At 51.9% G+C, this 13,354-nt stretch carries 14 protein-coding genes; 2 read left to right on the top strand and 12 right to left on the bottom strand.

All coding sequences use genetic code 11. The features are described from left to right. Window positions 1–44 precede the first annotated feature (44 nt). Together RI501_RS02985 and RI501_RS02980 are read right to left on the bottom strand one after the other, a co-directional pair. Window positions 45–224, bottom strand: a complete 180-nt coding sequence (locus tag RI501_RS02985) for a hypothetical protein (protein WP_313820291.1) — start codon at window positions 222–224, stop codon at window positions 45–47. Between the two features lie 188 nt (window positions 225–412). Beyond that, window positions 413–1,606, bottom strand: a complete 1,194-nt coding sequence (locus tag RI501_RS02980; protein ID WP_313820290.1) for a cation:proton antiporter — start codon at window positions 1,604–1,606, stop codon at window positions 413–415. Between the two features lie 254 nt (window positions 1,607–1,860). Between RI501_RS02980 and RI501_RS02975 the strand changes: the two genes are divergently transcribed. Next, the gene (locus tag RI501_RS02975; RefSeq protein WP_313820289.1) at window positions 1,861–2,061 is read left to right on the top strand and encodes a YjzD family protein; all 201 of its coding nucleotides are present in this window, start codon (window positions 1,861–1,863) and stop codon (window positions 2,059–2,061) included. Between the two features lie 530 nt (window positions 2,062–2,591). Beyond that, window positions 2,592–3,503: an AEC family transporter gene (locus tag RI501_RS02970; protein ID WP_313820288.1), complete on the top strand. Its 912-nt coding sequence runs from the start codon at window positions 2,592–2,594 to the stop codon at window positions 3,501–3,503. Between the two features lie 180 nt (window positions 3,504–3,683). On the opposite strand, the gene RI501_RS02965 is transcribed toward RI501_RS02970, so the two are convergent. The 10 genes from RI501_RS02965 to RI501_RS02920 form a co-directional block, all read right to left on the bottom strand. Further along, window positions 3,684–4,376 (bottom strand): GTP pyrophosphokinase, encoded by a 693-nt coding sequence (locus tag RI501_RS02965; protein WP_313820287.1) that lies wholly within the window; start codon window positions 4,374–4,376, stop codon window positions 3,684–3,686. A 12-nt stretch (window positions 4,377–4,388) separates the two neighbouring features. Then, entirely contained in the window at window positions 4,389–5,600 is a 1,212-nt protein-coding gene (locus RI501_RS02960) for an MFS transporter (protein WP_313823121.1), read from the bottom strand. 390 nt (window positions 5,601–5,990) lie between these two features. Next, the gene (tnpA, locus tag RI501_RS02955) at window positions 5,991–6,446 is read right to left on the bottom strand and encodes an IS200/IS605 family transposase (RefSeq protein WP_313820286.1); all 456 of its coding nucleotides are present in this window, start codon (window positions 6,444–6,446) and stop codon (window positions 5,991–5,993) included. A 254-nt stretch (window positions 6,447–6,700) separates the two neighbouring features. Next, window positions 6,701–7,078, bottom strand: coding sequence for a DUF1634 domain-containing protein (locus RI501_RS02950; RefSeq protein WP_313820285.1), 378 nt, complete (start codon window positions 7,076–7,078; stop codon window positions 6,701–6,703). Next, window positions 7,078–7,923 (bottom strand): sulfite exporter TauE/SafE family protein, encoded by an 846-nt coding sequence (locus tag RI501_RS02945; RefSeq protein ID WP_313820284.1) that lies wholly within the window; start codon window positions 7,921–7,923, stop codon window positions 7,078–7,080. The genes RI501_RS02950 and RI501_RS02945 overlap by 1 nt, the downstream gene beginning before the upstream one ends. Before the next feature lie 345 nt (window positions 7,924–8,268). Further along, window positions 8,269–9,126, bottom strand: coding sequence for a LysR family transcriptional regulator (locus tag RI501_RS02940; protein ID WP_313820283.1), 858 nt, complete (start codon window positions 9,124–9,126; stop codon window positions 8,269–8,271). A gap of 13 nt (window positions 9,127–9,139) precedes the next feature. Further along, a complete protein-coding gene (locus tag RI501_RS02935) occupies window positions 9,140–10,036 on the bottom strand; it encodes an alpha/beta hydrolase (RefSeq protein WP_396442506.1) in 897 nt (298 codons plus the stop codon). Then, window positions 10,023–11,312: a PTS transporter subunit EIIC gene (locus tag RI501_RS02930; RefSeq protein WP_313820281.1), complete on the bottom strand. Its 1,290-nt coding sequence runs from the start codon at window positions 11,310–11,312 to the stop codon at window positions 10,023–10,025. Before RI501_RS02930 ends, RI501_RS02935 begins: the two co-directional genes overlap by 14 nt. 153 nt (window positions 11,313–11,465) lie before the next feature. Beyond that, entirely contained in the window at window positions 11,466–12,569 is a 1,104-nt protein-coding gene (locus RI501_RS02925) for a hypothetical protein (RefSeq protein WP_313820280.1), read from the bottom strand. Between the two features lie 201 nt (window positions 12,570–12,770). After that, the gene (locus RI501_RS02920; RefSeq protein WP_313820279.1) at window positions 12,771–13,244 is read right to left on the bottom strand and encodes an S-ribosylhomocysteine lyase; all 474 of its coding nucleotides are present in this window, start codon (window positions 13,242–13,244) and stop codon (window positions 12,771–12,773) included. Window positions 13,245–13,354 lie beyond the last annotated feature (110 nt).

Genomic DNA, 13,354 nt, shown 5'->3' with positions numbered 1-13,354 from the left:
GCCCTCCCGCTACCGGTTTTTAGCCGTTAGCGGGAGGGCTATTTTTAGGAACGATTCAACGGGTAAAATACCCCGATGGCCACCCACATTAATCCAATTAAGACACCTAGCGGATCACTCAACATTCCGGCAAAGAATCGTAAACACCCATCCCCCACCAGAAAGACAATTCCGACCCAGAAGGGCCAGTTCCGGTAAAATTTATGGTTAAAACTTACTCTCATAACTTGCTCCCCTATTTCCATTAGATCCCGCATTGCGTTTGGTTAACGACCACTAGTTCCCCGCTTAATGGTCAACATTATTGATAGCCTTATTTTAACACTTCTGGCCATTCAGCTGGTGAGGCACGGACTACTTACTTGCTTCCACCAAAAAAGGCCACGCGTTTTGGCGTGACCTTCTGACTTAATTAATCTTTTAACGGCCGCACCTTGGAGCGGTCCTTTTGTCCCTTGGTCACCTGATTCATGGTCCACCGTAGCAGGAACGGCGCAACCAACGTGGCCAAAATAATGGCAGCCACGATGGCCGAATAACGAACCGGCGACATCAACTTCGCTTGGTACCCAATCTGGGCGATAATCAGGGCCATTTCCCCCCGGGAGACCATCCCAGCACCGACCGCGGTGGAACTCAGCCACGAGAAGCCGGCCAGCTTGGCGCCTCCACCGGCACCGACTAACTTGGACACCACGGCGACTACCGTTAACACTAGGATAAACCCAATCTGCTTACCCAGACCGTTAAAGTCCATGTTGAGCCCGATGCTGACGAAGAACACGGGGATGAATACCGCGTAGCCGACCGGTTCGATGTGGCGGTCAACCGTCGATTTAACGGACGTTTGGGAAATCGCGATCCCCGCGAAGAAGGCCCCCACCACATCGCTCAAGCCGACTAATTCGGCCACGTAAGCCATCCCGAAACACAGAATGATGGCCATTAGGGTTTCCCCCATTGGAATCAAGAGCCGGGTCCCCATCTTGGCCATGTACGGTGCCAGCCACTTGACCACGAAGTAAATGGCAACGAAGTACACGATTTGCATCAACGTCGTCACCAGGAGATTGCTGGAGGTATGCCCGCCAACCGCGGTACCGGTGGTCGAAACCAGAACACTCAAGATCACCACGGCTAACACATCGTCGACCACCGCGGCCCCCAGAATGGTGGTCCCTTCCCGGCTACTGAGTGCGTTCATTTCCTTTAAAACCTCTACCGAGATGGACACCGACGTGGCGGCAAAAATCACCCCTAAGAATAAGCTTTCCGTCAGTGGTAAGTGGTAGAGCTCCGCGACCCAAAACGTCCCTAGAACCGGCACGATGACGCCTAGAATTGCCACGAACACACTGGGTTTCAGGTAACGTTTCAACAGTTGCAGGTCACTTTCCAGCCCCGCGATAAACATCAAGACAATGACCCCGATCTCGGCGAACCCCTCTAAGCCATGCGTCAAATGTAACCACCCCAACATGGCTGGCCCCAGAACAATTCCCACTAATAGCTGACCAATCACCGCCGGAATGCCGATGCGTGTGCTAAAGTGCCCGACAATGGTGGTTGCCAGTAATATCAACGTTAAATTTCCTAATAATTCCATGTTGGCCCTCCTTTTGGACACAAAAAAAGCGTCCACTTCTCCCGTGGTCGCCCAACCCAAGGCCAACCTCATTCTTGAAAAGCAGTCGCTTCAACCCGTTTATAGTATTCAAATAATTATATCTGGTTTACTGGGTGAACGCAACCCTCACGACTTCGCCGGGAAAATTACCCGACCGCAGCAAATCTTAACTACCGATTAACACCCAATCGTGTTAAACTAATAACGATTAACGAGATTGTGAGGTGACGCGGATGAAGTGGCTCGCATCAAATATCGTCGTGGTGATCTGGTCTGTTATTTTCGGTGAAGTGATCGGTTATGTCGGTCAAGCACTAGAAGAGATGACTTATCAACCTCTGCAAATTGGCGTGACGATGGCCATCGCTGCCCTTATCGCGGTCAATGGGATCGCGTTACTGGCTCGTAGTGATCAGAAGTCTGCGAAGAACTAGCACCATCCGCCGCTACCCAACGGCCACGCTGGGGAACTCCGGATAACTAAAAACGACCGTAAAGCCCACCGGTTTTGCGGTCGTTTTGTGTTGACCTATGATTTTGAACCCATGCTTTCTCCCCTAGCCAGTTTCTTAACTGGTCCGGAATTCGCTGACTCGATCGATCAACCTTATCAAAAAAACTAGACCTACTTTAAAATAAGTCATCATACTGAAACGCTCACTCACACAGCGATAAATGTGTCTGGAAAGTTCTCCATCAAAATTTCACCATCAGCGTGAGCTGGAGGACCAGTCAGAAATGGGCTCAGGAGTGAAATTTGTGTTGGCCGGTGTTCTTTACCGGCTCGAACCTCAGACACAGGTCGGTCTTCAAGACCTGTCCTGTGGGCTTGAAGCCGTGCCCACTCCGTTCCAGCCCGTTGCTGACCGGGTTAGTCCGGAGGCGCTGAATCCTCTAACTTAGCCTTTTAAGACAGGCTCCAGACTTACCCTAAAAAAAACGTTTCACGGAAGGAAGTTTCTTTGTGCAACTCGGTCAATTAACGAATCAAATTATCCTGATGTTCGGCTTGATGCTCATTGGGGTGCTCATCAATAAATGTCACTTCATGCACGCCCAAACCGCTAACGACCTGACCAACATCTTACTCTACGTGGTCTCCCCCTGCTTAATTATCGGAGCCTTCGAACAGCCCTTCTCGGGATCACGCCTGCATCAATTCTTGCTCGCCGCCGCAGGAACCCTCATCTGGTACGTGGTGGTGACCTTACTCGCCCGGCTGATCTTTGGTCACCTTCACGACCCCAACCTGCGGCGGATCACCCAATACGGTAGTATTTATTCGAACGCCGGATTCATGGGAATTCCGCTCATCAGTGCGCTCTTCGGCAGTACCGGTGTGTTCTACGCCGTGGTGGCCTTAGCCGGGTTCAACCTGTTCAGTTGGACGCTGGGTGTGCGTTTATTCCACGCACCAGCCACCCACCAGTACCGACAAATCCTGTTAAACCCTAACATTATCGCCATCGTGGTCGGCCTGCTACTCTTCGTGAGTGGTTGGCACCTGCCCGGGACCCTAAATCACATCGTCACGGCGGTCGGATCGGTCAACACGCCGTTATCGATGATCGTCATCGGTAACAGTCTGGCACAAATCACGTTTAGCCGGCAAATGCTTAACCCCTGGCTCGGGCTAACGTTGCTCTTACGCAACCTGGTCTTTCCGCTACTGGGTGCCGGTCTCTTAACGGTCCTGGGGGTCAGCGGGATTGCCTACACCACCACGCTAATCATGATTGCCTGTCCGGTAGCCGGCATCGTGGTTCTCTTCACCCTGCAAATTCACGGCGATGCCGCCCCCGCTATCGCCGTAATGAGCCTCTCGACCATTCTTAGCTTGATAACCATCCCGTTAGTGGTGGCGCTAGGAAGTTAACGCCTCAGGACCAATAACGTCATCAAGCGATGTTCTGGGCTACGTCTTCGTCCCCTTACTCGTCCGGTGTCGAACCGAGTGCCTAAGGGTTATTAGTTCCATTAAACGAAAGTGACCATTCTTCCTGAATTTGGAAGAATGGTCACTTTATCGTTAATGCTCACTACTCACCTGGTGATTTTAAACCGGCTTGGGGCCCGCCGAATTCTCGTTACGCCGAATTTGATTCTTAATGGCGTTCATATCGTGATCCAATTGGTGCACCAGCTGCGCCTTTTCGAGGAGTTCTTGTTTAAGCTCCGCTTGGTGCGCCATCTGTTTTTTGTAATTCAATTCGTGTTCAAGCGACGCCCAGAAATTCATGGCAATCGTGCGAATCTGGACCTCCACCTTGACCTGAATCGTCCCGGCCGCTAGAAACACCGGCACCGCTAAAATTAGGTGCAGGCTGCGATAACCGTTGGGTTTAGGATGGGTAATGTAGTCCTTGCGTCGCAAGATGCGGATATCCGGCTGACAAGCTAATCGTTGCTCCATCGCCTGGATGTCGTCTTCGAACCGCACGATGATTCGAATCCCGGCGATGTCGTGCATCTCGTTAGGCAGAGTATTTAAGTTAAAGTCAAAGTGCTTGCGCTGCACCTTTTCTAAGATACTTTCGGGCGATTTGATCCGCGATTGCAGACTATCGACCAAGCTATGACCGTTTTGAATCTGGTACTCCTGATCAAGATAGCGAATCTTGGTGCGCATCACCTGGATGGCACTGCGGTAATTCAACATTAATTGGCGAAACTGATCGATGGCCTGTAACGACGTGGGGTCGTTGACGAAGGCCGCGGGTAAATTCTCTTTGGGTGTTTCCTCAGTCATGACTGTAATCTCCTAAGCCCGTTGCCGCCAGTGCCGGATTTCGGGAACCAGCCACCACAGCAACAGAAAGTTTAATAGTAAAGTCAGCGCGGTAAAGGTAAAGACGCCGCTGTAGTTGAACCAATTGGCAATCAGCCCACCCAACAGGGACCCCAGCATACTTCCCAGCGCCTGAAATGATTGGTTCCAGCTAAAGACGGTCCCCGTCAGCTCCTGCGGCGAGTTCTTGGTCAGCATGGTCTGCACCACCGGGAACAGCGCGCCGTCGGAAATCCCGATCATAAAGCGAAAGACTCCCAGCAACCAGACACTGGTGATAAAGCCTTGCGGCAAGTACATCAAAACCGCAAACACGTAGCCGAAAATCAGCACGCGTTGGGTTCCCCGCCGGTCGCCGTATTCACCGAGCTTCGGGGCGGACAACAACGTTGAGATGCCGGGTAACGCCGCGATGATTCCGGCCACCACGGTCACCGGTCCGACACCGTGCATGAGCTGCCGCACGTACAAGCTGATGATGGGGGTAATTGAGTTATTGCCCATCTGGATAATCATGGTCGACGTTAACAGGACCAGAATCAACGTCGGATTCTTGAAGGATTGCAGGACATTTCCCCGCTGGGCCTGTTGGTCGCGGGTCACGGGTTGGAAATGCTCGTGAACCATCGTCGCACTTAACGTAAAGACAATGAGCAACAGGATGCCGGTGAGCACAAAAGTCCAGCGAATGGTAAAGACCTGGGCCAGAATCCCGCCTAAGACCGGTCCAATCAAGTTACCACTGACGTAGCCCGTGGTCAGAACGCCCAGCGCTCGACCGCTCTGTTTGCGCGGTGTTTCCGCAGCAACTAGCGCACTGGCGTTGGGAATGTAGCCGGCAAAGAGCCCCTGTAAAAACCGCAGTCCGATCAGTTGCCAGACGTTGGTGACAAAACCCATGGCGCCAATGACCACGGCCATCCCCAACGATGATCGCAGCAGCATGAGCTTCCGGCCTTTGCGGTCCGCTAACCGACCCCAAACGGGCGATACTAACGCAATCACCAAGAAGGTCACCGCGTACGTTACCCCGCTATACATGGTCAATTGGCCCTTGGTAAAGGTTCCTAGATCATCCACGTACAATGACAAAAACGGCATAATTTCACTGAATCCCATCCCGGCAATGAAGGTTCCCAGCCACAATACGGCTAAGTTCCGACGCCAGGCTTCCTGTTGCTGCATTCCCACGAGTTCGTTGGTCCTCCTTTTCTATCCTACAAGGCCGGCGTCTATCCTGTAAATTAATTTAACAAGGTCGCCCGGTCAGTTCACAAATTCTTAATACTGATTAGTGTAGCATAGTCCCTCACCGACCGCTTAAATAAAAAAGAGTGAGGTGAAAGGCGCTTAGCTGGCTTACGGGGTTAAACGGAACCAACTGCCTTTTGGCGCACGTTTCGACACCAAATATCCGGAGACAGTCAAGACCACCCGTAAAACGGGTGGCTTGCTCACGGGCTATAAGCCCGGTATGTACTGCCAGCGTCTCAAGGCGCTGGCTTTTTGTCAAAAGCCAAATTGCATCAATCACTGTGGCGGGCCGCTTTAAGCGGCGTGCGGAATGCTGGACCTCTAACCCTTAAAAGGGTCGGTATATTCCTTGGTCGTTAATTTATCAAGCGCCATGTCATGCTTCTCTTGATCTTGAATATATTTCTTGATGGTCGCTTCGTTCATGCCTACTGTTGTGACATAATACCCTTCTGACCAGAAGTGCCGATTGCCGAATTTATACTTTAGATTGGCGTGTCGATCAAACATCATTAAGGCACTCTTCCCCTTCAAATATCCCATGAAGGACGAGACACTTAGCTTTGGTGGGATACTGACCAACAGGTGAACGTGGTCCGGCATCATATATCCTTCAATAATCGTGACACCTTTATATTTACACAGAAGTTTGATGTATTCTTGTAAATCACGTCGATATTGATTGTAGATAATCTTCCGTCTATACTTGGGGGTAAATACGATATGATATTTACACAACCATTTCGTATGTGCTAGGCTGTTGAGTTTATTGGCCATAGTTTATAATCTCCTTTCAAATTACAATGTTGGCTTCAGACACCTCTATTGTAATTCGATGGGGGATTATTTTGTATAACCAATTGTTATCCACCCGCAAAGCAGGTGGGTTTTTGTTTCGCGCGCTTTAGCGTGCTCAACCGGGCCTAAAGGCAACTACTAAAAAGCCCGAGACTTTTGTCCCAGGCTCTTGGCGTCAACTAATTTTTGTTGGGTGTTGCTGAACGTTGGCAAACGGGCATCCCATTTCAACGTTACTTACCGTAAACCCCAATCACTAATGCAATAATCAGGATAATCAGGACCGTGGTGGTAATGGCCACGTAGAGGTGATCCTTTTCCTTATAGAAAGCATAAATCGACACGACCACTCGGAGCACAGGCGTCAAGATCAAGCAATAGACGCCCAGCATCATAATGGCAAAGGGCTTTAATTGCCAGGTGCCCAGCAAGATGGCCCCCATGCTTAACGGCATCGTGGTTCCCGGGTAGCCGGAATGGCCGGTCGCCAGAAACATCACCAACCCAATGGCCATCACAATTGCCGAGAAAATCACCCCAACCTGTAAGATCCGACCAATAATGGTTTCAACTTGCGCCATTTCTTGCGCCGTTGCTGGTTTTTCTGTCATTAGAAGTGAACCCCCAATCCCTTAAAGACCATCTGACCGCCAATGTAGAGCAAGACCGGAATAAAGACAATGCGAATCCAACGCGATGGTAAGATCTGCATGATGCGCGACCCTAAGACGGCCCCGACTAAAATCCCTAAGGCCATCGGCACGGCGATGGTGGGCAAAATTGATCCGTTGAAGAAGTAGACCGTAGCGCTGGCCGCCGCGGTAACCCCCATCATCAAGTTCGACGTCGAACTGGACGGCTTTAACGGCATTTTCATGAAGGTGTCCATCGCCATGACCTTGAAGGCCCCGGATCCAATCCCCAGTAGCCCACTCGCCACGCCGGCTCCGAACATCACGGAGAATCCGGCCGGCACGTTTTCAACCTGGTAGTCGACGTCCTTCATCTCGGCTTTATCGTAGTACGAACCGTTCAGTTTGAGCTTAGTCGCAATCTTATCCGGTTCGACCCGGTGCAAGACTTCCTGACCGCGCCGCAACTTGCGGTACATGTTCCAGCTTGAAAACACCAACAGGCAACCGAATAGTAAGTACAGGTACTTGGGATCCAAGACGCCGGTTAGTAATGCCCCGACGATGGCCCCGATGGTGGTCGCAATTTCCAAAAACATGGCCACCCGTAGGTTCAGCACGTTATCGCGTAGATACGCGATGGTCGAGCCCGAACTGGTCGCAATCACGGCGATAATGCTGGCCCCGATTGCGTATTTAATGTTTAACCCCATGCCCAGGGTGAGAATTGGCGTGATGATCATGCCCCCACCGATTCCTAGAATGGCCCCGGCAATCCCGGCGAACACCCCTACGCCTAACATGATTAAGGCAGTTTGTCCCATGAGTTAACCCTCCTCAATTCGTTTCTTAACACCTTTGATTATCAACTTTTCCGGGGGTGGGAGCAAGCGGGACCGCCCGATCGACGGGGCGTTGGTTGTGTACGCTGCACAAAAGTACTTGCTATTTAAGCAACGATTTAAATTGAATTATTACGATATTGTGATTTACATCTCAAAAGATTAATTCGTGCTCTGTCCCGTTTTTTAAAACCAGCACTACGCACCAACGCCTTGCGGTGGCCGAAGTAACCGATTGCAAAAAAGGCAGCCTTGACATACTTAAAAAGTATGGCAAGGTTGCCTAATTTGTATCTAGAATATATCTGCTTAGCGACTTGCAGCCGCCTAGTAACTCTCGATAAACCGTTGCAGCAGGGGACCAGGCGTCACCTGCGCGGGCCAGACCAACTTAAGGGTGGTCCGCCACGGGCGGTAACGAATTGGTCGGATACTGGTTTGCGGATTGCTCCCCTGTTCCGCCACGGATTGCGGGACAATGGCAACTCCCATTTGGGCGTTGGCCCATTGAACCGCCGTTCGGGCGTCGTCACAGGTGCACGCGATGAAGGGGTTAATGGCCTTCTGACGGAAGGTCGCTTGAAAGAGTCCCTCGAACCGTCGGTAAATAATCAACGGGACCGTTGCCAAGTCCTCGACCTGAATCGTCGCTCCCGCAAAGTGATCGTACTTATGAGGAACCACGGCCGCCATAGCTTCGGCGGTCAATTCTTTACTGGCCAACTTGGGACCGCTAAAGGGGGTCCGCACAATGGCCACGTCAATTAGCCGTTTCTCCAACCGGTCGATCAACCCATAGGTATTATCCTCGAACAAACGAATCTGCACCTTGGGGTAGTGCCGGGTCAACGTTCGCAACTTCGCGTTGGGAGTGGCTCCGATTGACGATGAGATCACCCCCACCGACAAAACCCCTGCCAAGCCCTGGCCTAACGACCGCACCTGGCTATCCGCGCGATTCCGTAAATCCAGCAGCTGTTGGGCGTAATCCCGTAAGAGTTGCCCGGCCGGCGTCAAGCTAGTTCCACTGGACGTTCGGTGGAGTAATTGTACCCCTAATTCGGCCTCGAGCTGCTTAAGCTGATAACTCAACGGCGGTTGCGCCATGTGGAGCTGCTGCGCGGCAGCCGTGATTTGTCCAGCGTTCGCCACGGCCAGAAAGTATTCAAGTTGTCGAAAGTTCACGAAAGGGGCCTCCTCACTGTAGGTCGGTATCGCGGGCGTCAGCGGCCCGACTAATCTGTCGCCGCTTCTTAGTCGGTGACTTCTCCGGGACGTTTTCTTGCAGGAGATATTGACGAATTAATAACACGATCTGTTTATTTTGTGGTAAATCCGAATGGGTCGTATCGTCGCCCGTCACCGTAATTTGAGTGTAATGCGCCACGTAGTTTTGGAAGACGTACTTCCCCTGGTTAACACTGTTGACGGGAACGGTCCCGTCACTGGAATAGTTTTCCGTTCCGGCCACCGAGTACACCGTCAGCTTCTTGGGCAAGTTACGGCGGCCAGCAATCAATTCTTTTAGCATCGCAGTCTGCGTCGTGGTACTGTCAGACTCCATGTTGTACGGCGTCGCGATGGTCATTAGCCGATCGATCGTCACGTTTTTAGTCTGCGCGAAGTACTTTTCCAAAAACAGGCTCAGAATTAGCCCCCCGTTGGAATGTCCCAGTGCCGAGAAATGGTTAAAGTGGTAGGTCTGCACGAGGGATTTAAAGGCAATATTCAACCACTGCGCCTGCTTATTGATGTTCGTGTACCCGTCATGGTTATTTTCAAAGGCAATCACGATAAACGGTTGGTTATCGCCCCGCCGAATGCTGCCAGTATAGGATAACTGCCCGTTGGTGGCCACCTTGACCTTCAACACGCTATGAGCGGTCTTGGTTTCCTCTCGTAACTGGGTAATCAGGGTATCGAAACGGTCCTGACTAGCACTCGACCCCGGGACCATGATGGTCGGATCTAGCGGGGTCCGATAATTGGTCTTATAGTGGGTAATTCGCTGTTGCAACCACAACAGGCTAGGGATGAAGACGGCGAGCACCAACACGATCGTCAGGCTCCCGATCATTAGCTTACGCTTCATCATCGGTCGCCTCCTGATCCGCTTGATTCAACAGTTTGACAAACGGCAAATAGATTAGCACGGACGTTGCCAAGCACACCAGACTTAGTAATAGCGCTCGCCAATCGCCGCCAGTTCCCAGAAAAGCCATCAACGGTCCCGGCGTCGTTCTGGGCATCGGGTAAGCCATTGGCGGCACCAGCTTCCAGGTGATGGCACACCACGCTAACACGATGTTGACGGCGGGCGCAACCAGAAACGGAATCAATAAAATCGGATTGTACAGCACCGGCAACCCCAATAAGGTCGCATTGTTTAAGTTCACCAGGTTCGGCAAAAATGTCTGGTTGGCGATGTGGCGATAATGCACCTGCCGTGACCCTAACCAAATCGCAATGATCAGCGCCAGAGTCATCCCAGCGCCCCCGAAGTTCGCGTAGGCGTCCCCCAGGGTGTGTAAGGTTACCGGATACGGCGCATGCCATACGGAACCGTGCTGAACCGCGGCGGCCAAATTTTGCAGGGACCGCACCGAATTATTACCGGCCAGCCCAACCGGTCCAATCAATCCCAACCACCACAGTAAATTGTTGAACGACGTGACGGCCAGAATCATGATGCCATAATGTCCCGGGTTGGTGATTAGTGCACTGGTCCCTAGATAGACCAGGCCGTTGAGTCCGCCGTCCGTTAACCAGCTGAGCCCGTAGCCCATCGTAACGGTGATGACCAGCACAATCACGAGCGACCAAGCAACCCGACCGGTCAGCGTTAGGTGCGCAACCCAACGCCAATGCGTGGCCTTCGCCAATAGCCGGCTGACAAACCACCCGACGCTGAGTCCCACGACAATTGCCAGGAAGATCCCCTGCGGTCCCAGATTATTTTCGACGAACTGTGCCCCGGGTTCCCCCGCGCGCTTGGTCTGATCGAGCACCGCATAGTTAACGTTCAGCGTCAAAAAGGCCAAAGCGCTCAACAGGCCGACCGCTAGACCACTCCGCTTATAGGTTAAGGCAAGAAAGTAACCGGTCGCAAACGCCACAATCACGGCGACAACGTTGTTTACCACGAGTCCCATGACCTGAAAGGCCTCCCGCCACAGCACCAGCCCCGGTAACCACTTGCCGATATGATAAATTTGAAAGAAAAAGCCGTTGGCGGCTAGGCAACTTTGCCCGATTGCACTGATTAAGGTCATGACCAAGATGAACGGGTACGTGACCCGTAAAGCCTGCTTAATCACCTGCATCGCCCGCCAATGGCTAACGTATTGGTTAAAACGCCAAAGAGCTTGCATCGAATTCCCCCTACTTCCGTCTTCACACCCATTATACGTGCTTCACCGCAAGCGGGGGATTAAACGTCTCATGAATTTATTTATATTTTAAGGTATCCCGACTAGGGACGTGGCCGTACTGACTCACCACGCCCCACAGCCTTGATCGTCGCCCTACCAGGTGGTGCGATTCCCCACCAAGACTTCGGGATGGTGGTTACTCAAGAGGTACGCCTGACCCTTTTTATTGAAGTCTAAGCCCTCGAACTCTCGCCGGGAGGCAAACCGCGTCCAGTGCACCTGGCGACTGGTTAGGTGACCTTTCCCCGCCAACTTCTTCACGGGTAAGTTCACAATCGAATCATCCGCGACCAGATACAGGCGATGATTGCGGGGATTATAGCCAATGCTTTGCACGCGGGTCCCCGGTCCCCGGGTCAGAATTTGGCGGGTCAACCGAAACTTCACCCGATGATCCGTGATGCGCCCCTGATAGATATAAGCCCGGTGCCCAGACGGACAGCTCCAGAAATAGGCGCGACCAGCCCGGTCAAAGGCCAGGACGTGGCCGCCAGGGACCGCATACCGCCCTTGTTTTAGCCGAAAGCGAATCTGGTGTACCGGTCGTAATTTCTTGGCGCTAATCCGGTTGATATAACCGTACTGATTAACGGGAACGCGGGGAGCCTTTTCTCGGTCGCACCACATATACAGGTGGTGGTTCCGTGGATTATAAGCTAACGATTGCCCGTGCCCCGTGACGAACAACGGACCCACTTTAATCGCCCGCCGGATCACCCGTTCTCGCTTACTGTGATTGGCCGCCTTGGTATAGACCTTCTGTAACTGCCGGGGCGTTGCGTGCAGCTTCGCTAACTTGTGCTCATCGATCCGCACAATGCGCCCCTTATTCTTCAGCTTAGTGGGACAATACACGACATACAGATACCGGCCAGCGCGAGTCAGACTCTGCGGATTGCCCCAAGCCTGCCGATGATACCCAGGATACGGTAATAAGTACTTGGTTTTAAACGTGATCTTGCGCCCCTTAATGGCCCGTAACGTGTCGACGCCGTGCGGGTGCTTAGCGTGTGCATAGTGCTTGGGCACCTTCACGTAGTGGACCTGTTTATCGTTTAAATGGCGCGTTCGACGCAAGGATGTCGCATACAACCCATTGGATTTCTGGTGCACAATTGGCATCGCGTGCGCCGAAATGGTCAAACAACTGATTAAGCCGATGGTGGCTAACACACCCCAAAACTGTCGCCAACGCATCCTAACCATCCCCCTCTTTATTTTTCCCAATACCCACGAAGCTTTCCGAACCGCCCCAACGGTTGCGGATGTTAAGTTCAGTATACGCGTCACCCGATTAGCTGATGTCTAGGGACACTAACTTAGGGTATTGACTTTACTCCAATAGAAAACGGGCAACCAGTTAACTGGCCACCCGTTAGGATTGATGCTCAAGCTTAATTAGATGACTTCACGCGTGAAGGGATCCTTCGAAATCCCCTTATCTAGAATGTCCACACACCATTCCTTAGCGGAGAAAAGGCTGTGGTCCCGGTAGTTCCCACAACTGTACTTGTCGGTCCCTTGAACGTCCTTCCACTCCGTATTGTAGGCAATTCGGTGCAGTGCCGCCTTCAACGCCTTAGCCACTTCTTCGGTGGATTGTTCACCCCAGGTAATCAAGTGGAACCCGGTCCGGCAACCGAATGGCGAACAGTCAATTACCCCGTCCATTTCGTCTCGTAAGTAACCCGCTAGTAAGTGTTCGATCGTATGTAACCCAGCGGTGGGGATTGCGTTTTCGTTAGGTTGAACGAGCCGCAAATCAAAGTTCAAAATCACGTCACCCTTCTTACCCGTTTCCCGCGTAATTAAACGTACGTAAGGTGCCTTAACGGCGGTGTGGTCTAACGTAAAACTCTCAACTTTTGCCATTATTCTGCCAACTCCCTTTGCTATTTTTAACTTAATCGTTCCCTTTTACTGTACACCAAAACGTCAAAAACCACGAATATTTTTAGTTTTCTTAAGAGCCCTAAGAAAGG

Origin of the sequence: Levilactobacillus zymae (genome assembly GCF_032190635.1) — a bacterium.
Taxonomy (GTDB): Bacteria; Bacillota; Bacilli; order Lactobacillales; family Lactobacillaceae; genus Levilactobacillus; species Levilactobacillus zymae_A.
The sequence above is the reverse complement of the archived record's forward strand: the minus strand, read 5'-3'. Positions and strand labels throughout refer to the sequence as shown.